At 65.2% G+C, this 20,861-nt stretch carries 22 protein-coding genes; 9 read left to right on the plus strand and 13 right to left on the minus strand.

The window, feature by feature from the left end:
• The first annotated feature begins 30 nt into the window (after nucleotides 1–30).
• Nucleotides 31–609, plus strand: a complete 579-nt coding sequence (locus tag A7Q26_RS13375) for a GNAT family N-acetyltransferase (RefSeq protein ID WP_066860323.1) — start codon at nucleotides 31–33, stop codon at nucleotides 607–609.
• 22 nt (nucleotides 610–631) lie between these two features.
• Here the strand turns inward: A7Q26_RS13375 and A7Q26_RS13380 are convergent, their stop codons facing one another.
• On the minus strand, nucleotides 632–1,753 hold the full coding sequence (locus A7Q26_RS13380; protein WP_084439120.1) for an AI-2E family transporter: 1,122 nt from the start codon (nucleotides 1,751–1,753) through the stop codon (nucleotides 632–634).
• A 127-nt stretch (nucleotides 1,754–1,880) separates the two neighbouring features.
• Between A7Q26_RS13380 and A7Q26_RS13385 the strand changes: the two genes are divergently transcribed.
• Together A7Q26_RS13385 and A7Q26_RS13390 are read left to right on the plus strand one after the other, a co-directional pair.
• The gene (locus tag A7Q26_RS13385) at nucleotides 1,881–2,681 is read left to right on the plus strand and encodes a TrmH family RNA methyltransferase (RefSeq protein WP_066860326.1); all 801 of its coding nucleotides are present in this window, start codon (nucleotides 1,881–1,883) and stop codon (nucleotides 2,679–2,681) included.
• Between the two features lie 149 nt (nucleotides 2,682–2,830).
• Nucleotides 2,831–4,087 carry an MFS transporter gene (locus tag A7Q26_RS13390; protein ID WP_232313797.1) on the plus strand — a complete coding sequence of 419 codons (1,257 nt, stop codon included), beginning with the start codon at nucleotides 2,831–2,833 and terminating at the stop codon, nucleotides 4,085–4,087.
• On the opposite strand, the gene A7Q26_RS13395 is transcribed toward A7Q26_RS13390, so the two are convergent.
• From A7Q26_RS13395 to A7Q26_RS13450, 12 genes are all read right to left on the minus strand, one after another.
• Nucleotides 4,080–4,592 carry a GNAT family N-acetyltransferase gene (locus tag A7Q26_RS13395; protein ID WP_066860332.1) on the minus strand — a complete coding sequence of 171 codons (513 nt, stop codon included), beginning with the start codon at nucleotides 4,590–4,592 and terminating at the stop codon, nucleotides 4,080–4,082. The two genes, A7Q26_RS13390 and A7Q26_RS13395, sit on opposite strands and share 8 nt — an antisense overlap.
• A 71-nt stretch (nucleotides 4,593–4,663) precedes the next feature.
• The gene (locus A7Q26_RS13400) at nucleotides 4,664–7,339 is read right to left on the minus strand and encodes a TonB-dependent receptor plug domain-containing protein (RefSeq protein ID WP_066860335.1); all 2,676 of its coding nucleotides are present in this window, start codon (nucleotides 7,337–7,339) and stop codon (nucleotides 4,664–4,666) included.
• A gap of 327 nt (nucleotides 7,340–7,666) precedes the next feature.
• Nucleotides 7,667–8,035 carry a 50S ribosomal protein L19 gene (gene rplS / locus A7Q26_RS13405; protein WP_066860338.1) on the minus strand — a complete coding sequence of 123 codons (369 nt, stop codon included), beginning with the start codon at nucleotides 8,033–8,035 and terminating at the stop codon, nucleotides 7,667–7,669.
• A 7-nt stretch (nucleotides 8,036–8,042) separates the two neighbouring features.
• Nucleotides 8,043–8,780, minus strand: a complete 738-nt coding sequence (gene trmD / locus A7Q26_RS13410) for a tRNA (guanosine(37)-N1)-methyltransferase TrmD (RefSeq protein ID WP_066860589.1) — start codon at nucleotides 8,778–8,780, stop codon at nucleotides 8,043–8,045.
• Entirely contained in the window at nucleotides 8,777–9,052 is a 276-nt protein-coding gene (locus tag A7Q26_RS13415) for a hypothetical protein (protein WP_066860341.1), read from the minus strand. Before A7Q26_RS13415 ends, trmD begins: the two co-directional genes overlap by 4 nt.
• Before the next feature lie 106 nt (nucleotides 9,053–9,158).
• Nucleotides 9,159–10,661, minus strand: a complete 1,503-nt coding sequence (locus A7Q26_RS13420) for a serine hydrolase domain-containing protein (protein ID WP_066860344.1) — start codon at nucleotides 10,659–10,661, stop codon at nucleotides 9,159–9,161.
• Nucleotides 10,658–11,032: a type II toxin-antitoxin system VapC family toxin gene (locus A7Q26_RS13425; protein ID WP_066860347.1), complete on the minus strand. Its 375-nt coding sequence runs from the start codon at nucleotides 11,030–11,032 to the stop codon at nucleotides 10,658–10,660. Before A7Q26_RS13425 ends, A7Q26_RS13420 begins: the two co-directional genes overlap by 4 nt.
• Entirely contained in the window at nucleotides 11,029–11,304 is a 276-nt protein-coding gene (locus A7Q26_RS13430; protein ID WP_066860350.1) for an AbrB/MazE/SpoVT family DNA-binding domain-containing protein, read from the minus strand. Before A7Q26_RS13430 ends, A7Q26_RS13425 begins: the two co-directional genes overlap by 4 nt.
• Before the next feature lie 31 nt (nucleotides 11,305–11,335).
• A complete protein-coding gene (gene rimM / locus A7Q26_RS13435; RefSeq protein ID WP_066860352.1) occupies nucleotides 11,336–11,830 on the minus strand; it encodes a ribosome maturation factor RimM in 495 nt (164 codons plus the stop codon).
• A gap of 5 nt (nucleotides 11,831–11,835) precedes the next feature.
• On the minus strand, nucleotides 11,836–12,276 hold the full coding sequence (gene rpsP / locus A7Q26_RS13440) for a 30S ribosomal protein S16 (RefSeq protein WP_066860355.1): 441 nt from the start codon (nucleotides 12,274–12,276) through the stop codon (nucleotides 11,836–11,838).
• A 41-nt stretch (nucleotides 12,277–12,317) separates the two neighbouring features.
• A complete protein-coding gene (gene ffh / locus A7Q26_RS13445; RefSeq protein ID WP_066860357.1) occupies nucleotides 12,318–13,790 on the minus strand; it encodes a signal recognition particle protein in 1,473 nt (490 codons plus the stop codon).
• Nucleotides 13,791–13,983: 193 nt separating this feature from the next.
• The gene (locus A7Q26_RS13450) at nucleotides 13,984–14,706 is read right to left on the minus strand and encodes a hypothetical protein (protein WP_066860360.1); all 723 of its coding nucleotides are present in this window, start codon (nucleotides 14,704–14,706) and stop codon (nucleotides 13,984–13,986) included.
• Between the two features lie 181 nt (nucleotides 14,707–14,887).
• Here A7Q26_RS13450 and A7Q26_RS13455 point away from each other — a divergent pair, with 181 nt between their 5' ends.
• The 6 genes from A7Q26_RS13455 (at nucleotide 14,888) to ispZ (ending at nucleotide 20,710) form a co-directional block, all read left to right on the plus strand.
• Entirely contained in the window at nucleotides 14,888–16,282 is a 1,395-nt protein-coding gene (locus A7Q26_RS13455; protein ID WP_066860363.1) for an amino acid permease, read from the plus strand.
• A gap of 34 nt (nucleotides 16,283–16,316) precedes the next feature.
• Nucleotides 16,317–16,916 carry an energy transducer TonB gene (locus tag A7Q26_RS13460; protein WP_066860365.1) on the plus strand — a complete coding sequence of 200 codons (600 nt, stop codon included), beginning with the start codon at nucleotides 16,317–16,319 and terminating at the stop codon, nucleotides 16,914–16,916.
• A gap of 43 nt (nucleotides 16,917–16,959) precedes the next feature.
• A complete protein-coding gene (gene dapF / locus A7Q26_RS13465) occupies nucleotides 16,960–17,760 on the plus strand; it encodes a diaminopimelate epimerase (RefSeq protein ID WP_066860367.1) in 801 nt (266 codons plus the stop codon).
• Nucleotides 17,761–17,763: 3 nt separating this feature from the next.
• A complete protein-coding gene (gene mtaB / locus A7Q26_RS13470; RefSeq protein ID WP_066860372.1) occupies nucleotides 17,764–19,005 on the plus strand; it encodes a tRNA (N(6)-L-threonylcarbamoyladenosine(37)-C(2))-methylthiotransferase MtaB in 1,242 nt (413 codons plus the stop codon).
• A gap of 120 nt (nucleotides 19,006–19,125) precedes the next feature.
• Nucleotides 19,126–20,058, plus strand: a complete 933-nt coding sequence (gene ftsY, locus A7Q26_RS13475) for a signal recognition particle-docking protein FtsY (RefSeq protein ID WP_066860375.1) — start codon at nucleotides 19,126–19,128, stop codon at nucleotides 20,056–20,058.
• Nucleotides 20,048–20,710, plus strand: coding sequence for a septation protein IspZ (ispZ, locus tag A7Q26_RS13480; RefSeq protein ID WP_066860378.1), 663 nt, complete (start codon nucleotides 20,048–20,050; stop codon nucleotides 20,708–20,710). Before ftsY ends, ispZ begins: the two co-directional genes overlap by 11 nt.
• The last annotated feature ends 151 nt before the right edge of the window (nucleotides 20,711–20,861 follow it).

A 20,861-nucleotide genomic window follows, 5' to 3' on the forward strand; every position in this document is an offset into this window, starting at 1 on the left:
CCGATCGCCTCGCCGGTCCGAATCGCGGATCTGACGGGCGCGGCGCTTACCGCCGCGCTCGATTCGCTGGCCGAGCTGCGCATCGCCGTCTTCCGCGCATTCCCCTATCTCTATGATGGGGACCACGGCTATGAGCGCGACTATCTGACCGCCTATGCGCAAAGCCCCGACGCGCTCGTCGTCGGTGCCTTTGCCGGCGCGGCGGGACAGGAACGGCTTGTGGGCGCCGCCACCGCGGCCCCCATGGCCGATCATGCCGCCGAATTTGCCGCCCCGTTCCGCGCGTGCGGCATCGACGTGGCCGACGTCTATTATTTCGGCGAATCGGTGCTGCTACCCGAATGGCGCGGCCATGGCATCGGCCACGCCTTCTTCGACCGGCGCGAGGCCAGGGCGCGCGAACTGGGCTTCCCGCTCGCCAGCTTCTGCGCCGTCATCCGGCCGGCGGATCATCCCGCCCGGCCAGCCGGCTACAGCCCGCTAGATCCCTTCTGGCGCAAGCGGGGCTTCGCGCAGGTCGACGGTCTTGTCGGCCACTTCGCCTGGAAGGACATCGGTCATGCGACGCAGACCGACCACGCCATGCAATTCTGGACGAAGCGGCTCTGACCCTTGCCGCAGGCCGCGCCGATCAGCCCTCCGCCGCCTCGCCCACGCCACGCATCCGCGTAAAGATGTTCCAGGTGGCGATGAAGAGCGCCGCGATCACCGGCCCGATGACGATGCCGTTGAAGCCGAACAGCTCGATCCCGCCCAGGGTGGAGATCAACACGACATAGTCGGGAATGCGCGTATCCCGGCCCACCAGGATCGGGCGCAGCACATTGTCGACCATGCCGATCACCAGTATGCCGCAGGCCACCAGGATCGCGCCTTCCCAGACCGCGCCCGTGACGAACAGATAGATGGCCACCGGCACCCAGACGAGGCCCGTTCCCACCGCGGGCAGCAGCGAGAATGCGCCCATCAGCACGCCCCACAGCAGCGCGCCCTGTATGCCCAGCGCCCAGAAGACGATGCCGCCGATCAGCCCCTGCACGATAGCGACGACGATGCTGCCCTTGATGGTGGCACGGATGACGACGACGAACTGTTCGATCAGCGCCTTGCGCTGGCCCGCGCGCAACGGCGCCGCGGCCGCCACGCGCTGCGCCAGCACCTCCCCGTCACGCAGCAGGAAATAAGCGAGATAGAGCATCACGCCCAGCGCCATCAGGAAGCTGAAGGCGCTTTGCCCGATCTGAAAGGCCTGCGCCGCCAGCATCCGGAAACTGCTGGTGATACCCTTCGTCACCATTTCCTGCGCAGCGTAGAAATTGGTCAGGCCCCACCGGCGCAGATAGGGACGCAGCCAGTCGGGCAGGCTGGCGACCGCTTCAGAGAAGAGGCGCGCGAAGTTGATCTCGCCCGACTGGATCTTGCCATAGAAATAGGCCGCTTCCTGGAGCAGGGCGGCGCCCAGGACGAAGGCGGGCACGATCACCACGGCCAGGATCAGGAACAGGGTGATGAGCGCCGCGCCGTTGCGATGCCGGGGCATCGCCGCCAATATCCGCCGGTTGACCGGCGCAAAGACGATGGCAGCGATCACCCCCCACAATATTGCGGCAAAAAAGGGCTCGATCACCAGGGCGAAGGCGATCGACACCATCAGCACGAAACCGAGGAAGAAGCCATCCTCGATCCGGGGCGTGACGTTCAGGGCCGGCGCGGGGAGCGCGGGATGCGGCGGCGGGGTCGGTTCGGCGTCCATGCCCGCTCCTTCGCAAAATTCCACGGCCAAATCCATCGCGCAAAGATCATCGCGCCCTCCCCCTGTCCTTTTCCTCTTTCCGCCGGTAGAGAGGCCGCTTCCTTTGTCTTTGGGACCAGCAACGACCGTGGCACGCGAAATCACCGGATTTTCCAACCCGCTGGTGAAGCGCGTCCGCTCCTTGCGCGAAAAGAAATATCGCAAGGTCGAGGGGCTGTTCCTGGCCGAAGGGCTACGCATCCTTACTGAAGCGCGCGAGGAAGGTGTACTGCCCGAAATGCTGTTCCACGCCGGATCGACGCATCCGCTGGCGGCCGAACTGATCGCGGCGATGGAGGCAGCGGGCGGCGACGTGATCGAAACCACGCCCGACATCCTGTCGAAGATCAGCGGCAAGGACAATGCCCAGGCCGTTGTCGGCGTCTATCGCGATCGCCTCACCCCCCTCGACCGGCTCGACCGCAGCACGGCCGACATCTGGATCGTCGCCCAGTCGCTGCGCGACCCCGGCAATCTCGGCACGATATTGCGCACCGGCGACGCCGTGGGTGCGGGCGGCCTCATCCTCATCGACGATTGCGTCGATCCCTTCTCGGTCGAATCGGTCCGCGCCTCGATGGGCGCGCTCTTCACCCAGTCGATCACCCAGGCGCGCTGGGGCGAATTCATGCACTGGCTGCGGCAGGGTCCGGGCGAACTGATCGGCACCAGCCTCAAGGCGACCCAGGACTATCAGGAACCCGTCTATCAAAGCCCCAGCTTCCTGCTGGTCGGCAATGAAGCGCAGGGGTTGCCGGAATCTTACGAAGCCGAATGCGACCAGCTGGTAAAGATGCCGATGCTCGGCAAGGCCGACAGCCTGAACGCCGCGGTAGCCACGGCGGTGATGGCCTATGAACTGCTGAACCAGAAGAGAAGACGCGAATAGACCGTCAGACCTGCGCAGGCGGGAACCCATCTCCCGACCTTGCGCCACGGGATAGCGCCGGAAATGGATTCCAGCCTTCGCGGGCATGGCGAACGGGATAAAGCGACAGGGGGCGAAAAGACGTGACGAACACAAACGGCATCGGCGAAATGTGGCGGCACAAGCGCGTGCTCGCGGCCAGCCTGATCGGCACGGCCGTGGAGTTTTACGACTTCTACATCTACGCCACCGCCGCGAGCCTGATCTTCCCCTCGCTCTTCTTCCCCTCCTCCTCGCCCACGGCGCAGTTGATGGCCTCCTATGCCAGCCTCGCCCTCGCATTCTTCGCCCGACCGGTGGGCGCGGCGGTGTTCGGCCATTATGGCGATCGCGTCGGGCGCAAGGCGACCTTGGTCGCTTCGCTGATGCTGATGGGCGGCTGTACGCTGCTGATCGGCTTCCTGCCCACCTATGCGATGATCGGCTGGTGGGCGCCGCTGATCCTCTGTCTCCTGCGTTTCGGCCAGGGTTTCGGCCTGGGCGGGGAATGGGGTGGCGCGGCCTTGTTGGCGGTGGAAAACGCCCCGGCCGGATGGCGCGCCCGTTTCGGCATGTTCCCGCAGCTTGGCGCCCCGGTCGGCTTCATCGCCGCCAACGGCCTGTTCCTGGTGCTGGGCGCCTTCCTGTCGGACGCGGATTTCTTCGCATGGGGCTGGCGCCTGCCCTTCCTCGGCAGCGCGGTGCTGGTGATATTGGGCCTGTGGGTCCGTCTCAAGCTGACCGAAACCCCGGAATTCGCCGCCGCGCAGAAGGAGACGCCGCCGCCCGCCGTGCCGCTGGCCACCCTGCTCTCCTCGCATCTGGGCGCGGCAATCGCCGGCACCTTCGCCTGCGCCGCGTGCTTCGCCGTCTATTATATCGCGACCGCCTTCGCGCTCGGCTATGGTACGACCGCGCTTGCAATCGACCGCGAAATCTTCCTCGCGCTGCAACTCGGCGCGATCCTGTTCATGGCCTTCAGCATCATCCTCGCCGGCTGGTGGTCGGACCGCACCAGCCCCACCACTGCGCTCGCCTGGGGCTGCGCCGGGACGGTGCTTATGGGCATCGCCTTCGGCCCGCTGATCGGCACCGGGGCGCTGCTGCCGATCTTCGCGGCGCTCAGCCTGGCGCTGTTCGTCATGGGGTTCATATACGGGCCGCTTGGTGCCTATCTGCCCGCCCTCTTCCCGATCCAGCTGCGCTATACCGGCGCCTCCTTCGCCTTCAACCTGGGAGGGATATTGGGCGGCGCGCTCGCCCCGATCGTCGCTACCTGGCTGATCGGCGCGCAGGGCGTGGGGCTGGTCGGCCTCTACATGTCGGCCGCCGCGCTCATCAGCCTTGGCGGCCTGTGGTGGACGAGCCGGGCGCCCGCCATCAGATGAGCTTCCGCATCAGCAGCATCGGCACGCCGCTATCCTCGAACGGGCGCACGCCTTCGAACCCGAAGCTACGATAAAGCGGCACTCCCGCCATCGTGCCCGACAGTTCCAGCGCGGCGAAGCCCTCCGCCTTCGCCGCCGCCTCGCACAGCGACAGGATCAGCGTTCCCACGCCTTTGCGGACATGGTCGGGATGGGTGTACATCGCCCGCACCCGCGCCGGCTCGCTGGCCGGGTCGAGCAGCCGGTCGTCGCGCCCGGCGCTGTGATTGCCGCCATAGGCTGTCGCCCGCCGGCTCCAGCCGCCACAGCCGGCGATATCGCCCGCATCCTCGATCACGAAATAGGTGCCGTCGGCGATCAGCCGGCTGTCCAGCCCCATGAAGCCATGGCTGGCCTGCACCTGATCCGGCGTCAGCCAGCCGGATTGCAGCCGCTCGATGGCCAAGGTCATGAGCCCCGAAAGCGCGGGCTCGTCGGACAAGACGGCAAGTCGGTGGGTCAGCATGAATAGCTCCTGGGACGAAAACGGCCGACCCCGCAAGGGACCGGCCGCCGTCGTGACGTCGAACGAAGGGATCAGAAGTTGAAGCCTACCTTCGCATACCAGAAGCCGCCGTTGAAGCCGAAGGGCGACACGTCGGGATAGATGTCACCGGTGAAGCGGCCGCCGGTCGAGGCATAGACCGGACCCAGCGTCCCCTTGGTGTTCGAGAATTTATCCGGATAGTTGCTGAAGATATTCTGCGCGCCGGCGCTCAGCGTGAAATTCTCGTTGATCTCGTAGCTGACCTCCAGGTCGAACACGAACTCGCTGCCGAAGGTCTGCGACACCGGGCCGTCATCCGTCACCGTATATTTGCCGTACCAGTTCATGCGGCCCAGCACCGACAGAGGCCCTGCGGTCCAGTTCTCGGTCAGGATGACGCGGGTCTTGGGCAGCGTCCTTTCCAGCTGGGCCACACGCACGTCCGACACGATCGCCGCATCACGCGCGATGACCTTGGTCTTGTTCCAGTTGAAGGCCAAAGTCGAATTGAGCGACCCCAGGTCACCGACCGCGAAGCGATAGCTGCCAACGACATCGATGCCCTGCGTCCTCGTGTCGAAGGCGTTGGTCAGGAACTGCACCTCGTTGACGGTGGCATAATTGGCCAGGCCCAGCGACTGGAGCGTCGGCCGCTGCGCGTCGGTGATCTCGAACGTGCCGGACGTACCGATCCGGTCCTTCACCTTGATGTTGTAATAGTCGATCGACAGCGTCGCTCCGGGTGCTGGCGTGAAGACCGTGCCAAGCGAGAAGCTGACCGATTCTTCCGGCTTGAGCGCCTTGGCGCCCAGATAGGCCGCAACCGGGCTCGTCACCGGCAGCGTCATCGATTCGATCGCATTGGGATTGCCGGGATTGAAACCGGTGGCGATGCTGCTGCTGTTGACCTGGCCCGGCGTTGGCGCGCGGAAGCCTGTCGCCACCGTCCCGCGCAGCGCGAGGACGTCGGGAACGACGGCGTAACGGGCCGAGAATTTGCCGGTGGTCGAATTGCCGAAGTCGGACAGATGCTCGTAGCGGCCAGCGATGCCGAAGGAGAGCTGCTCGGTGACGTCGCCTTCGATGTCGATATAGATGCCCTTGGAATTGCGGCTGCTCTCACCCGCAATTGCCGGCCCATAACCGGGGAAGCCGTTGGCCCCGACCGGCAGCGTAACCGACAGTTGCGATCCATCCGCATTCAGTACCGGCGTACCGTCCTGATGGAACACCAGGTTCCCGGTATATTGCCCGATCGCATAGGAGGCCGCATCGCCCAGGCCCAGTTCATAGGATTCGCGGAAATATTGCCCGCCGAAGGCGATGGTGACGGGGCTGGCGAAGCCGACTTCCCACGGATAGCTGAAGTCCGCGTTGACCAGGGTTTCGCGCTGCTCCAGCTTGCCCAGATAGAATTCGGTCGGCGACGTGATGCCCAGCGACGGGTTCATCGTCCCGTTCATCGTGTAGCGCAGGGTCGACTGGCCGTAACTGCCCGACAGGTCATAGTTGAGGCCGAAGCCCGTCACCCCCTTATAGCCAACCGTGCCGGAAATATCGTCGATCTTGCCGAAGAAGATCGGAGTGAAGCCGCCGGGATAGACGCAGCTCCAGTTCTGGACCAGCGGGTCGGAACAGCTGGCGACCTGGGTATAGTCGCGATCGGTGACTTCATAATCGTTGGGGGCGTAGACGTTGCCGCCCGCCGCGCCGCTCTGGATGCCGGGCTGCGTATTGTCGAAGTCGGTGAAATAGTCGTTGAAGATGCCATTCTTGCCGAAGCTGTTGCCCTCGATGTCGACTCCGGATGTGTTCACCGACTGGCGATAGTTGAAGCTTTCCTCCTGGAAGCTGTGGCCGTAATTGCCGAAGAAATAGACGCTGCTGTCCTCGCCCAGGTCGAAGCCGCCATTCACGAAGAAGCGGTAGGACTCCATTTCCGGATTGCCATAGCGCTGCGCCAGTTCAGGCACCCCGATGTCCGGCTGCTCCTGCGCCAGCAGGTGCGCGCCCGCGCGGGTCACGCCGCGGCTGGTCTTGCCGGCGTTCACATATTCGCCGCTGATGTTGATATGGCCGCTGTCGCCCAGCTTGAACCCGGCATTCAGCGCAAGCTGATAATCCTCGCCGTCGCCACGATAATATTGGCCGTACCGCGCATAGCCCGACAGGCCGTCGCTGTCGTCGCGCAGCGTCATGTTGATGACTCCAGCGATCGCGTCCGATCCATATTGCGCCGACGCACCGTCACGCAGCACTTCGACCGCCTTCACCGCGATCGCGGGAATCTGGGCAAGGTCGGCGGAATGGGCGCCGGCCGACTGGGCGTTGGCGCCGATCTGGACCAGCGCGGAACGGTGCATACGCTTGCCGTTGACCAGCACCAGCGTCTGGTCGGGCGCCAGGCCGCGCAGGTTGGGGGGACGGACGAAGGACGAGCCGTCGCCGATGGCGTAGCGCGCGACCGAGAAGGAGGGAACCAGGTTCTGGATCACCTGGTTCATGTCGGCCGTGCCCTGCTTCTGCAGTTCCTGGCCGGAATAGACGTCGATCGGCGTGGGGGATTCGGCCACTGTGCGGTCGGTCCGCCGCGTGCCGGTGACGATGATGGTCTGGCCGGCCGCTGCCGCAGGTTCCTGGGGCGTAACGTCCTGCGCCAATGCGGGCATCGAATAGAAAAGCGCGACAGCAATGGCGCCGCGCGAAATCAGACCCTCATACTTCATCAAAAAGCCCCCTATTGTTTCTTTTACTGAGGCCTTTTCGACATCCTCTTCCCCACAACCGATCTAAAACACCATGGCCGCATGAATATATGGCCGAAATCGATGGATTTCGGCGTCGAATTATTCAGCAACATATGGAAACGAAAGGCTGGCACAAATCCACTAGGGGAGAAATGGCCCTTTTTCATGCCGCCGCACAATGTCGCGGAGGCGCAAAGGCCGGACGCTCGTCCGAATTCTGGAAATCATTGTAACATAACGAAAAAGGCGGCGACCCTAGGGGTCACCGCCTGTTTCATTTTTACAACTGTCAAGCGATTAGGACGATCAGTCCTCGCTGCGGTTGTCGCGGCGCTCGGCGATGCGAGCGCGCTTGCCGGTGCGGCCACGCAGATAATAGAGCTTGGCACGACGCACGACGCCGCGGCGAACGACGGTGATCGAATCGATGTTGGGCGAATAGAGCGGGAACACGCGCTCCACGCCTTCGCCGAACGAAATCTTGCGCACGGTGAAGTTGGAACCCATGCCCTTGTTCGAGCGGGCGATGCACACGCCTTCATAATTCTGGACGCGGCTGCGCTCGCCTTCGATGACCTTCACGCCGACGCGCAGCGTGTCGCCGGGGCGGAAGTCGGGAATGTCCTTGGCGAGGGCGGCGATGCTTTCCGCCTCGATCTGCTGGATGATGTTCATGTCAAACTCAGTCCTTGGTCGTTCGTTGCGCACCAGAGGGCGGCTGGTCCCGAACGCCGATATGGCGTTCCCAAAGGTCCGGCCGCCTTAGCCGTGTATCTGCCTCCGCCTGCTGTTTCCGCCAGGCGGCGATCTTCGCATGATCCCCCGATCGCAACACTTCGGGGATCATGCGCCCCTCCCATTCTACCGGGCGGGTATAGTGCGGATATTCGAGCAACCCTGTTTCGAAGGATTCCTCGACTCCGCTGGAAGCCGCGCCCATTACACCGGGAAGCAGCCGAACACAAGCATCGAGCAGCAGCAGGGCGGCCATTTCCCCGCCGGACAGGATGATGTCGCCCATGGAGACCTGCTCGATCGGCCGGGCATCGAAAATCCGCTCGTCAAACCCCTCGAACCGGCCGCACAATATGGTCGCGCCCGGCCCCTCCGCCAGCGCGCGCACCCGGCCCTGCGTGATCGGGCGGCCACGCGGCGTCATCGCCAGCACCGGCAGGTCGGGGCGCGTCTCCAGCGCATGGTCGACGGCCTTGGCCAGAATGTCGGCGCGCAACACCATGCCCGCGCCCCCGCCTGCGGGCGTGTCGTCCACCGTGCGATGCCGGTCGGCGGCGAAATCGCGGATATGGATGGGATGGCAGGCCCATTTCCCCTCGCTCAGCGCCCGCCCCGCCAGCGACACGCCCAATGGCCCCGGAAACATTTCGGGATAGAGGGTCAGTATCTGCGCGGTGAAGCTCATTTGCGGCGCCCCGCCCGCAGGCGCGCGGCCGACCAGCCGCCGGCCATGCACAGGATGCCGCAGATCAGCAGCGCAATGCCGACCGACTGCAACAACCCGGCAAAGGGCCGCTCGGGATGCAGCAGCGCCGGGATCAGCACCAGAAGCGGGATCGGCAGGATCAGCCCGGCCGCCGTCGCCAGCCTGGCCAGGCGCGACCAGCCGATGCCGAACAGGCGCCAGCCAGCGACGAGCATGAACAGCAGATAGAGAGCGGTGACGATCTGGGCCATGCGCCGCGCTTAGAGCGATTCCCCCTCGGATGGAACATCTGGCGATCCGGAAAATCACGGAAATCAAGAGATGGCCAGACAACGGCCATCGCCCTGTTCCGCCGCGTCAGGGCGTCTTGATGGCGATCTTCAATTCCTGGATCTGCGCCGTGGCGGTCGGCGCCAGCAGGATCGTGCCGGCCACCCGCCCCCTATCGCACGTCCAGGTAAAGCTGCCCGACAGAGTGCCGGTGGCGGTCACGGGCGCATCGGTCCGGCATGTGCCGACCTCATTCCGGACGGCCGCCAGTTTCCTCGTCCAACTGTCCATGTCGCTGTCCATCAGGAAGTTCATCGCCAGATGCGCGCGCGCCGCCCCGACATCGCCCGCCGCATAGATGCGCCCCGCGGCGGCATAGCCGTCCGCCAGCAACGCCGACACCGGCACGATCCGCGCGATCAGCGCGCCCGCCTGCCTCAGCGCCACCGCCGTGTCCCAGGCCGGACCGCTGCCGCCATTATAGGTGCGGTTGGTGAAGACGAAGACGCCCACGCCATGGTCGGGCATCAGCATCACATGGCTGCCATAGCCCGGATAGCCGCCGCCATGCGCCAGCGTCAGCCCCAGGTCGCAATCCTGCGCCACCCGCATCCCGAAGCCATAGGCTGCCGCCTGCCGGCACGCCGTCGCCCCGCTCCTGCCGTTGCGCTGGGCGATGGTCACGAAATTGCTCCCTTCGGCCAGCATCCGCACGGCGCCGCGCGACACCGGCCCCGTCTGCGGATCGTCGCGCGGCGGCCAGGCCGACAGCAGGAAGGCGACCCAGCGGGCATAGTCGTTCGCGCTGGTCTGAAGGCCGCCCATCGCCCCAAAGGCGCCATCCACCATGTCCGGCTCGCTTTTCCAGCGCCCCTCCTCCCAGCGATAGCCGAGCGCACGGCGCTCCAGCGGCCATTCGTTCACCGCATAGCCGCTCGACGTCATGCCGAGCGGCACCAGCAGGCTCTGCTCGACATAGCGGCGATAGGGCATCCCGCTCACATTGGCGATGATCCGCCCCAGCACAGCATAACCGAAATTGCTATATTCATACCGGCTGCCCGGCGCGGTGCTGAACGGCACGCCAGCGGCAAGCATCCGGGTGAACTCGGCCTCTGGCAGCGGCGTCTGCCGATCTCCCCAGGGATTGTCATCGACAAAGCCCGCACTGTGAGTCAGCAGGTCGCGAATGCGGATGCGCGGGCTGTCCCTGGTCGGATAGGCCCATCCGCGCATTTCCGGCACATATGTCTCCGCCAGATCGTCGAGCGACAGCTTGCCGTCCTCCCGCAGCTTGAGGATCGACAGCGCCGTGAACGCCTTGGTCATCGACGCGATACGGAACAGGCTGTCCGGCGTCACCGGCCGTTTCCGGACCAGTTCCTGCACGCCAAAGCCCCTCACATGGACCAGCCGCCCATTGGCGACGATGCCGTAGACGAGGCCCGGCGTGTGACTGTCCACCTGAAATTCGGCGAACAGGCGGTCGATCTCCGGGATTGCGGCATCGATCTTACTCTCATCGGCCGCCCTGGCCGTCGCGGGAAGCAGGGCCAGAAGCAGCAGCGATGGAAGGAAGAGCCACCTCACCGGGTCCAGTCCTCCACTTTCAGGCCGGCTATGTCTGTAAAGTCCGACAGGTTGCGCGACACCAGCGATGCGCCCAATGCGAGCGCCTGCGCTGCAATGAGACGATCGAAGCTGCCCCAACGGAAGGGAATGGCGGCATAAGCCCGCGCCGCCGCCTCATCGAAAGGCAGAACTGCGATCTCTTCCACGAAGGTAGCCAGAGCATCAGGCGACGGCGGCTTACCCCCTACCGTGCCATAAGCCAGTTCCGCATAGGTGATCGACGATATGAAGACGCTTCCCGCCGGCTGGTCTGCCAGACGGTCGATCAGCGACGGGTAAGCACCTGTGAAAATATAGATGCAGCTATTGGTATCCAGCAGATGGATCATTTGCCGCTGCTGTCACGCCCCAGAAGATGCCAGTCGCGCGGACTGTCCTCGAACTCGCCCTCTTCATAGGTGCGCGGCTCCAGCCAAGGCGCCTTGCCGGCGAACTTGCTGACGTCGACCTTGCGCTCCGTCTGCACAGGCTCGAAGGTGAACTTGCCCTTCTCCTCGCGCAGCGTCACCTCGGCGCCCTCCTTGAGCCCAAGCGCCTTGGGCAGCCGCAATGCCAGGCTGTTGCCCGACTTGAAGACCTTGGCCCGATATTCCTCGCCCATGGCGGACCTCCGTGTATACGGAGTGTATATACTATTCAGCGAAAGCGGCGTCAATCAACGCGCCGTCCTCGCTCAGCGTGACGACATGCATGGGCGCCATGAAGCGCTTGCCCGGCTTGTCGCCGACCGCGGGACGCTGCACCTCGATGATGTCGCCGGCGCCAAAATTCTCGACCGCGACGATCTCGCCCAGCGCTTCGCCGGTGCTGGAGGTGCAGGGCAGGCCGATCAGGTCGGCATGATAATATTCGCCCTCGCCCAGAGGCGGCAGGGCGGAACGGGGCACGGTCAATTCGGTGCCGCGCAAGGCCTCGGCCGCGCTCCGGTCGCCGATCTCGGCGAAGCGGGCGACCGCGCCATTGGGGCCGGGGCGCGCCGACTTCAAAGTCAGTGTGCGCCCCGCCGCATCGAAGCCCTTGAAGCTCTTGAGGCTTTCCGCCCCTTCGCCAAACAGCTTCAGACGGACTTCGCCCGCCACGCCATGCGCGCCGATGATGACGGCAAGGGTGACGGGCTTGTCGGTCAAGATAATCAGCCCTCGGCCGCTTCTTCAGCGGGAGCAACTTCTTCAGCGGCCGGCGCAGCAGCGGCTTCGGCCGCAGCAGCCTTGGCGGCTTCGGCGGCTTCAGCGGCTTCCGCAGCCTTGGCGGCGCGATCTTCCGCGCGGTCCTTGGCCTTCTGGCCCGGCTCAGCCTTGTTCGGGTTGTTGCGCGCCTTGCGCTCCTTCACGCCGGCGGCGTCCAGGAAGCGGGCGACGCGGTCGGTCGGCTGCGCGCCGGCTTCGACCCAGTGCTTCGCACGTTCGGTATCCAGAACGACGCGCTTCTCGTCGCCCTTGGGCAGGACGGGGTTGTAGCTGCCGATGCGCTCGATGAACTTGCCGTCACGCGGGGCGCGGCTGTCGGCCACGACGATGCGGTAATAGGGACGCTTCTTGGAGCCGCCGCGCGACAGACGGATGGAGGTTGCCATGGAACTTGCCTTTCTACTCTATTCTAATCTGTTGAAACTGCTTATTTCTTCATGAAATTCTGGAAACCGGGCGGAAGCTTGGGCATGTTGCCGCCCAATCCGCCAAGGCCGCCCAGACCCGACAGGTCGGGACCACCCGCACCGCCGTCCGGGCCGCCAAGGCCACCCATGCCGCCGCCGGTGAACATCTTGGCCAGCCCCTTGAGGCCGCCCATCTTGCGGATCTTCTTCATCGCCGTTTCCATTTCCTGATGCATTTTCAGGAGACGGTTGACGTCCTGCACGGTCCGCCCGGCACCCTTGGCGATGCGGATCTTGCGCTTGGCGTTGATCAGCGCGGGCTTCTCCCGCTCCTTGGGCGTCATCGATCCGATCATCGCGTCGAGATGCAGCAGCGTCTTGTCATTGGCGCCGCTGTTCGCCATCGCCGCCTGCGCCTTTTTCAGGCCCGGCAGCATCCCGGCAAGCGCGCCCAGGCCGCCCATGCGGCGCATCTGGTTCAACTGCGCCCGCAGATCGTTCATGTCGAACTGACCCTTGGCCATCTTCTTGGCCAGCTTGTCCGCTTCCTCGGCGTCGATGCTCTCGGCCGCCTTCTCGACGAGGCTGACGACGTCGCCCATGCCCAGGATGCGCTGCGCGACGCGGGCGGGATGGAAGGGCTCGATCGCGTCCAGCTTCTCGCCGGTGCCCGCGAACTTGATCGGGCGACCCGTGACCGCGCGCATCGACAGCGCAGCGCCGCCACGGGCATCGCCGTCCATGCGGGTCAGCACCACGCCGGTCAGCGGCACCTGCGCCGAGAAGCTGGTCGCGACATTGACCGCGTCCTGGCCGGTCAGCGAGTCGACCACCAGCAGGATTTCCGCCGGATTGGCGACGTCGGCGACCGCCTTCATCTCGTCCATCAGCGCCTGGTCGACGTGCAGGCGGCCGGCGGTGTCGAGCATGACCACGTCGAAGCCCTGGAGCTTCGCCGCCTGGAGCGCGCGCCTGGCGATCTCGACCGGCTGCTGGCCCGCGATGATCGGCAGGGTCGCGACGTCGGTCTGGGTGCCGAGCACGGCCAGCTGCTCCTGCGCAGCCGGGCGCTGGACGTCGAGCGACGCCATCAGCACCTTCTTGCGTTCCCGCTCCTTCAGCCGCTTGGCGATCTTGGCGGTACTGGTGGTCTTGCCCGACCCCTGCAAGCCGACCATCATGATGACGGCCGGCGGGGTCACGTCGATCATCAGGTCGGACGTGTCCGAACCCAGCGTCTCCGTCAGCGTGTCCGAGACGATCTTGACGACCATCTGCCCCGGCGTGACCGACCGCAAAACGTCGCTGCCAACCGCGCGCTCGGTGGCCTGATCGACGAACTGGCGGACGACGGGCAGGGCGACATCGGCTTCCAGAAGGGCGATTCGCACCTCGCGCATCGCGGCGCGGACATCGTCCTCCGTGAGCGCACCGCGCCCACGCAGCTTGTCGAATACCCCACCGAGACGATCGCTTAGCGAATCGAACATCATCACCTCATTTGGACCGAAAGGCCCGGAAAACTGCACTTACCCATCAAACGACAAAATCGCCGGCGGGCGAAACCTCGCCGGCCAGCGTCCATCCGATGCCCCTCTTGGGCGTCCTGGAGTCGTCAGGGTATCGGACGGAGACCGGCCGATTGCACGGGCGCCCTTAGCGCAAGGGCGTCCGCGATGCAAGCAATCAGGCAGGAGCCAGAACGGCGACCAGTGCACCGATCGGCGGGGTCGCCGCCAGCAGCGGAACCGCCACCCCCTCGACGATGACGACCAGCGCCCCCACGCCATAGGCCGGATGCACCCGGCGGCGCGAGATCGGATCATAGGCCGCCGCGATCCCCAGATAGAGAAGCTGCATCCCCAGCACCGCCAGTCCGCCCCACGGCCCCAGCAGCGCCATCGGCAATATCCGCCCGAATGCGGGACCGATTATCGCGATCAGCGTACAGATCATCAACCGGCGGTGCCAGTCGGTCCGCCGCCGCGCGCGGATGGCCAGCGTCAGCAGCAGCATGAAGGCCACTATCTCCAGCAGGCTCAGCGCCATGAAGATGCGCGGCGTGAAGAAGGGCGGCACCCGCCCCAGCCGCACCGCCATGCCGGCGGTCAGCAGGCCCAGGGGCACCATCGCCACGCCCAGCCCCACGGCGATCCACCCCAGCCGCCGATGCAACGCCATCGTGCCACGCCAAACCAGCGCGGCCTGCGCGACGAACAGCAGCGTCCACGCCACGAACACGGCGCCATGGACATGCACCCAATAGGGCACACGTCCCACATCCACCTGGCCCCGCAGGGCAAAGGAGCCGAAACCACCGATGACCGTGACCGCAATGAAGACGGCCATGGCCAGAAAAAAGCCGTTCTCGCGCGCGGTGACGCGCGGCGGCATAGCTATCGCATCCATGGGAGCCCTTTCCGCTCGATGACCCTGGCGCGACCCTTCGACTGTCGTTGACGCCTTTCTATCAGAAGCGCAGGGGCAAGACGACAGGGCGCGACGATTCCCGTCAGCGCTTGCGCGGGACGCTGTTTTACGCCAGCACAACAGCCCGCAACAGACATATATATGGGGAGCCGATCAGGACATGAGCTGGACACGCCGCAAGCCGATGGAGGCGATGATGCCGCAGGAGGCGGTGCACCAGATGGCGCGCACCCTTTCCTGGCCGCATCTGCTGGCGCTGGGCGTCGGCGCAATCGTCGGCACCGGCATCCTGACCTTGATCGGGGTCGGCGCGGACCGGGCCGGCCCCGCCGTGCTGCTCTCCTTTGCCATAGCGGGCGCGATCTGCGCCTGCGCCGCGCTCGCCTATGCCGAACTGTCGACCATGATGCCGGCGGCGGGCAGCGCCTACAGCTACTCCTATGTCGTGCTGGGCGAAGGCATCGCCTGGATCGTGGGCTGGAGCCTGATTCTGGAATATTCGCTCGTGGTGTCGACCGTGGCGGTCGGCTGGTCGGGCTATGCCGGGCCGCTGCTGACGCCGCTGGGCTTCCCGGAACTCTTGACCAAAGGGCCGGAACTGGGCGGCCTCGTCAACCTGCCCGCCATCTTCATCATCGCCGTGGTCGCGGGCCTGCTGATGTTCGGGACCCATGAAAGCGCGCGCCTCAACACCATCCTCGTCCTCATCAAGATCGCAACCCTGAGCCTGTTCGTCTGGGTCGCCCTGCCCGCTTTCGACGCACAGAATTTGCAGCCCTTCATGCCCTTCGGCTTCGCCAAGCATATGGGGCCGGACGGGGTCGAACGCGGCGTGATGGCGGCCGCCGCGATCATTTTCTTCGCCTTCTACGGCTTCGACGCCATCTCGACCGCGGCAGAGGAAGCGAAGAACCCGGACCGCGACCTGGCCATCGGCATCGTCGGGTCGCTGATCGTCTGCACGCTCATCTATGTGCTGGTGGCCGCCGCCGCGATCGGCGCCCTGCCCTTCACCCGTTTCGCCGCCAGCCCGGAGCCGCTGGCGCTGATCCTGCGCGAGATGGGACAGGGCGGCATCGCCCGGATCGTAGCCATCGCCGCCGTGATCGCGCTGCCGACCGTGCTGTTGGGCTTCCTCTACGGCCAGAGCCGTATCTTCCTGGTGATGGCGCGTGACGGCTTCCTGCCGCAGAGCCTTGCAAAGATTTCGCGGCGCGGCACCCCCGCACGCATTACTGCCGTCACCGCCGTGCTGGTGGCGATCATCGCCGGCGTCCTGCCGATCGACGAGATCGCGGCACTGGCCAATGCCGGCACCCTGATCGCCTTTACCTCGGTCGGCCTCTGCCTCCTCGTCCTGCGACGCCGCTCCCCGGACCTCAAGCGCCCCTTCCGCACCCCCGCCGCCTGGTTGGTTGGTATCGGCGCGGTCGCAGGCTGCGCCTATCTGTTCGTCAGCCTGCCGATGAAGACGATTCTGGCGTGTGCGGTGTGGAACGCGATTGGGTTGGCAGTCTATTTTCTTTACGGGCAGCGGCGGGCAACCGTCGTGTAAGGGGGAAAGTAAGTTTGTGGTATCCGGACTTTTGATGGCAAGTGCGCTTGCATTGGCTTCACCGGCCGGAAATCCCGGCAGTTGGATGTCCGACAACGACTATCCGGCCGGCGCGCTGAAACGACGAGAGGAAGGCACAGCCGGCTTCCAGCTATTGATTGGCCCAAAAGGACGAGTTGCCCGGTGCACGATCATGGAACCCAGTGGCTCGACGGACCTGGACGCAGCCACTTGTAGTATGATCGTCGCTCATTCAAAGTTCAGACCAGCGACCGACGAAAGCGGTCAGCCGAGCTATAATATTTATGACGGACGCCTCACATGGCATCTGCCCGGTCGTTCCGGACCGTTCAGGAGCAAGAGGCCCGCACCACCTGGCCCGACAATTGAATTAACGGTTCAAAAATTGCCCGACGGTTCACGGGAAAAAATGGTCTGGCTCATCGCCAGATACGACGCCACCGGACAGATGGCTGCGTGCGAGCCAAGCCCTACCAATTCCAAAGAATGGAAGCTCGCCTCTGTCGCCTGCGGGCAGGCGAAAGCAATACCCGCCGAGATCATCAAGGACAATGACGGCACCCCCATATCCTTGGTTCGCGGCATCAGCGTCTTGTTCAAGACCGCGCAATAGCCCGGACTCGCCTTTTTCGTCCACTCCCACTACATGCGCGCCCATGGGACGTTTTTCCAAAATGCATGGCCTGGGTAACGACTTCGTCGTGATCGACGCCCGCGCCCACCCCGTCGAGATGACGGAAGCGCGCGCGCGGGCCATTGCCGATCGCCATGCCGGCATCGGCTGCGACCAGCTGATCCTGATCGGCGACGCGCCGGATGCCGACGTATCGATGCAGATATTCAACGCCGACGGCAGCGAAGTCGAGGCGTGCGGCAATGCCACACGCTGCGTTCCCCTGTTCGTCGGCCGCGACGTGCTGATCCGCACCAGGGCGGGCCTGCTGGATGCCAAAGCCGTCGACGGCGGCGCGAGCGTAGACATGGGTGCGCCGCGCTTTGAGTGGGATGCGATCCCGCTCGCCTACCCCATGGACACGCTGACCATGGGCGCGACCTGGGAAGACCTGCCCGCACCCGCTGCGGTCAATGTCGGCAACCCGCATGTGATCTTCTTCGTGGACGATCTGGACGGTGTGAACTTCGACCGTCTCGGCCCGCTGATCGAGCATGATCCGCTCTTCCCCGCGCGCGTGAACGTCAATTTCGCGCAGGTCGTCGGCGACAATCATATCCGCCTGGTCGTATGGGAACGGGGCGCGGGCCTGACGCGCGCCTGCGGCACCGGCGCCTGCGCCACCGCCGTTGCCGCCATCCGCCGCCGCCTGATGGCCGGCCCGGTGACGGTCAGCCTGCCCGGCGGCGACCTCGTCATCGAATGGGCACCGGGCGGCACCATCCAGATGACCGGCCCCGCCACCCATGTCTTCGATGGCGAGGCGGACTGGTCGCGCTTTTAGGCCATGGCCGGCCCCGACATCATCACCATGGGCTGCCGCCTCAACATCGCGGAGAGCGAGGCGATCCGCGACATGGCGAGCGGCCAGGACGACCTGATCGTCGTCAACAGTTGCGCCGTCACCGCCGAAGCCGTGCGCCAGACCCGCCAGGCGATCCGCCGCGCCCGGCGCGAACGCCCCGACGCCCGCATCCTCGTCACCGGCTGCGCCGCCCAGACCGAGCCGCAGACCTTCGCCGCCATGGCCGAAGTCGACGGCGTGATCGGGAACCGGGAGAAGATGGAGGCGGCGTCCTTCGCCCTCGTGGCAGAACGAGTCCGCGTCTCCGACATCATGGCCGTGCGCGACACCGCGCCGCACATGGCGTCGGCCTTCGCCGATCATGCCCGCGCTTTCCTGGAGGTGCAGAATGGCTGCGACCATCGCTGCACCTTCTGCATCATACCCTATGGCCGGGGGAACAGCCGCTCCGTCCCCGCCGGCGCGGTGGTCGAGAAGGCGAAGCAGCTGGTCGATGCCGGCTACCGGGAAATCGTGCTGACCGGCGTGGATGTCACCAGCTATGGTCCCGACCTGCCGGGCAGTCCGTCGCTGGGCCTGTTGATCGAACGCATCCTGAAAGGCGTGCCCGACCTGCCCCGCCTGCGCCTCTCGTCGATCGACAGCGTGGAAATCGATAACCGCCTGCTCGATCTGATCGCCCATGAGCCGCGTATGATGCCGCACCTGCATCTCTCGCTCCAGGCCGGCGACGACCTGATCCTCAAGCGCATGAAGCGCCGCCACGCCCGCGCGGACGCGATCCGCATCGTGGAGACGGTCAAGGCCGCCCGCCCCGACATCAGCATCGGCGCGGACATCATCGCCGGCTTCCCGACCGAGGACGAGGCGATGTTCGAAAACAGCCTCCGCCTGATCGATGAATGCTCCATCGTCCACGGCCATATCTTCCCCTATTCACCCCGCACGGGCACCCCCGCCGCACGGATGCCGCAGATCGATCGCGCGACGATCAAGGCCCGCGCCGCGCGGCTGCGCGATGCCTGTGCCACCCGCCGCGAAGCCTGGCTCCGCAGCCTGATCGGCACCACCCAGTCGGTGCTGGTCGAACGCAGCGGGTTGAGCGGCCATGCGGAAAATTTCGCGCCCGTGCGCTTTACGGAAGGGCAAGCGCCCTCCTCCATCATGCGCGCAACCATCACGGGCCTTGAGAATGGCTCCCTGATCGCGCAAGAGGCGGCATGACAGGGATTTCCATCATCCGTCATTCCCGCGAAGGCGGGGATCCATCTCCCGGACTTGCGGTTTTGGGATATGGCCGGAGATGGTTTCCCGCCTTCGCGGGAATGACGATGGTTTATTTGCATGGCTGACACTTCCTGGCGCGACCGCCTCTTCGGCGGATTGAAGCGCACCTCCGACAGGCTCGGGGAAAATCTCACCGGCCTTTTTACCAAGGCCGCGCTCGACAACCAGACACTGGACGAGATCGAGGAAGCGCTCATCATGTCGGACCTTGGTCCCGCCATGGCCGCACGCGTGCGCGAGCGGCTGGCCGAGGGGCGCTACAACAAGGAACTGACCGAGGACTATCTGCGCGAAATCATCGCGGAGGAGATCGAGAAGACCCTCGCCCCGGTCGCCCGCCCGCTGGAGATAGAGGCCTTCCCCCGCCCGCAGGTGATCCTGGTGATCGGCGTCAACGGCTCGGGCAAGACCACCACCATCGCCAAGCTCGCCCATAATTTCCTGGAGCAGGATTATGGCGTGATGCTGGCGGCGGGCGACACCTTCCGCGCCGCTGCCATCGGACAGCTGAAGGTCTGGGCCGAGCGGCTCGGCGTCCCCATCGTCGCGGGCAAGGAAGGCGGCGACGCGGCGGGCATCGTCTTCGATGCGGTCAAGCAGGCCACTGCCACCGGCATCGACGTGCTGATCGTGGACACCGCCGGCCGCCTCCAGAACAAGACCGAACTGATGGACGAACTGGCCAAGGTGCGCCGGGTTCTGGGCCGATTGAACCCCGCCGCTCCGCACGACGTTGTCCTGGTGCTGGATGCCACCACGGGACAGAATGCGTTGAACCAGATCGAAGTCTTCAAGGAAACCGCTCAGGTGACGGGCCTCGTCATGACCAAGCTCGACGGCACGGCGCGCGGCGGCGTGCTGGTCGCGGCGGCGGAGAAATATCGCCTGCCCATCCATGCGATCGGCGTGGGCGAGAAGATCGAGGATCTGCGCCCCTTCGATCCGGGCGACATGGCCAAGGCGATTGCGGGGACGGCCTATGCCCGCTGACACCAAGGCGTCCGCAAAGCCCGCTCATGGCGGCACGCTCAGCCTGGCGCTCGACTTCGGGCCGCTGCTGGTCTTCTTTCTGACCTACAAGGGCGCAGGCTGGATCTGGGGATCGGGCAATCCCATCACCGCCATGACCTTCGGCACCGCAGCTTTCATGGCGGCGATCGTGATCGCTGTCATCATCTCGAAGGTGAAGCTGGGCCGTGTGTCGCCGATGCTCTGGCTCTCGGCGCTGCTGATCCTCTTCTTCGGCGGCCTCACCATCTATTTCCACGACCAGAGCTTCATCCAGCTCAAGCCGACCATCATCTACAGCTTCTTCGCGCTGATGCTGTTCGCCGGTCTGCTGCGCGGCAAGCCGCTGCTCAAATATCTGCTGCAAGCAGCCTATGACGGGCTGACCCATGAAGGCTGGCTGAAACTGTCGCGCAACTGGGCGCTGTTCTTCGTCGCCATGGCGGTCGCGAACGAGGTGATGCGCCGGTCGATGAGTTTCGATACATGGCTGGCGGTCAAGGTTTGGGGCGTTACCATCGTGTCGATCGTCTTCGCCGCCGCCAACATCCCGATGCTCATGCGCCATGGCCTGACCCTGGGCGATAGCCTGGACAGCGACGAAGTCGGCGAAACCACCCCACCGCAGGGATAGGCGCCTTTTTCTGCGATCGTTTCGCAATAGGCATATCCCCCTTTCAATCCCCGTCAGGGTGAGCATATGGGAGGCGCGGCGGGCTTGCAGCCCAGCCCGGATCATTGAACCAACCGGCCGCGCCAGCCGTTGTGCGGCCGTCCCATAACGA

The sequence above is a fragment of the Sphingobium sp. TCM1 genome (assembly GCF_001650725.1).
Classification (GTDB): domain Bacteria; phylum Pseudomonadota; class Alphaproteobacteria; order Sphingomonadales; family Sphingomonadaceae; genus Sphingobium.

What these genes read in the sequence shown, in the direction of transcription:
- mtaB (WP_066860372.1), top strand. Translation starts at nt 17,764, where the DNA reads ATGGCCGGCCCCGACATCATCACCATGGGCTGCCGCCTCAACATCGCG.
- A7Q26_RS13450 (WP_066860360.1), bottom strand. Translation starts at nt 14,706, where the DNA reads ATGGATGCGATAGCTATGCCGCCGCGCGTCACCGCGCGCGAGAACGGC.
- ftsY (WP_066860375.1), top strand. Translation starts at nt 19,126, where the DNA reads ATGGCTGACACTTCCTGGCGCGACCGCCTCTTCGGCGGATTGAAGCGC.
- A7Q26_RS13430 (WP_066860350.1), bottom strand. Translation starts at nt 11,304, where the DNA reads ATGGGCGAGGAATATCGGGCCAAGGTCTTCAAGTCGGGCAACAGCCTG.
- A7Q26_RS13415 (WP_066860341.1), bottom strand. Translation starts at nt 9,052, where the DNA reads ATGGCCCAGATCGTCACCGCTCTCTATCTGCTGTTCATGCTCGTCGCT.
- trmD (WP_066860589.1), bottom strand. Translation starts at nt 8,780, where the DNA reads ATGAGCTTCACCGCGCAGATACTGACCCTCTATCCCGAAATGTTTCCG.
- A7Q26_RS13390 (WP_232313797.1), top strand. Translation starts at nt 2,831, where the DNA reads ATGTGGCGGCACAAGCGCGTGCTCGCGGCCAGCCTGATCGGCACGGCC.
- A7Q26_RS13395 (WP_066860332.1), bottom strand. Translation starts at nt 4,592, where the DNA reads ATGCTGACCCACCGACTTGCCGTCTTGTCCGACGAGCCCGCGCTTTCG.
- ffh (WP_066860357.1), bottom strand. Translation starts at nt 13,790, where the DNA reads ATGATGTTCGATTCGCTAAGCGATCGTCTCGGTGGGGTATTCGACAAG.
- rplS (WP_066860338.1), bottom strand. Translation starts at nt 8,035, where the DNA reads ATGAACATCATCCAGCAGATCGAGGCGGAAAGCATCGCCGCCCTCGCC.
- dapF (WP_066860367.1), top strand. Translation starts at nt 16,960, where the DNA reads ATGGGACGTTTTTCCAAAATGCATGGCCTGGGTAACGACTTCGTCGTG.
- ispZ (WP_066860378.1), top strand. Translation starts at nt 20,048, where the DNA reads ATGCCCGCTGACACCAAGGCGTCCGCAAAGCCCGCTCATGGCGGCACG.
- A7Q26_RS13400 (WP_066860335.1), bottom strand. Translation starts at nt 7,339, where the DNA reads ATGAAGTATGAGGGTCTGATTTCGCGCGGCGCCATTGCTGTCGCGCTT.
- A7Q26_RS13460 (WP_066860365.1), top strand. Translation starts at nt 16,317, where the DNA reads ATGGCAAGTGCGCTTGCATTGGCTTCACCGGCCGGAAATCCCGGCAGT.
- A7Q26_RS13455 (WP_066860363.1), top strand. Translation starts at nt 14,888, where the DNA reads ATGAGCTGGACACGCCGCAAGCCGATGGAGGCGATGATGCCGCAGGAG.
- A7Q26_RS13425 (WP_066860347.1), bottom strand. Translation starts at nt 11,032, where the DNA reads ATGATCCATCTGCTGGATACCAATAGCTGCATCTATATTTTCACAGGT.
- rpsP (WP_066860355.1), bottom strand. Translation starts at nt 12,276, where the DNA reads ATGGCAACCTCCATCCGTCTGTCGCGCGGCGGCTCCAAGAAGCGTCCC.
- A7Q26_RS13380 (WP_084439120.1), bottom strand. Translation starts at nt 1,753, where the DNA reads ATGGACGCCGAACCGACCCCGCCGCCGCATCCCGCGCTCCCCGCGCCG.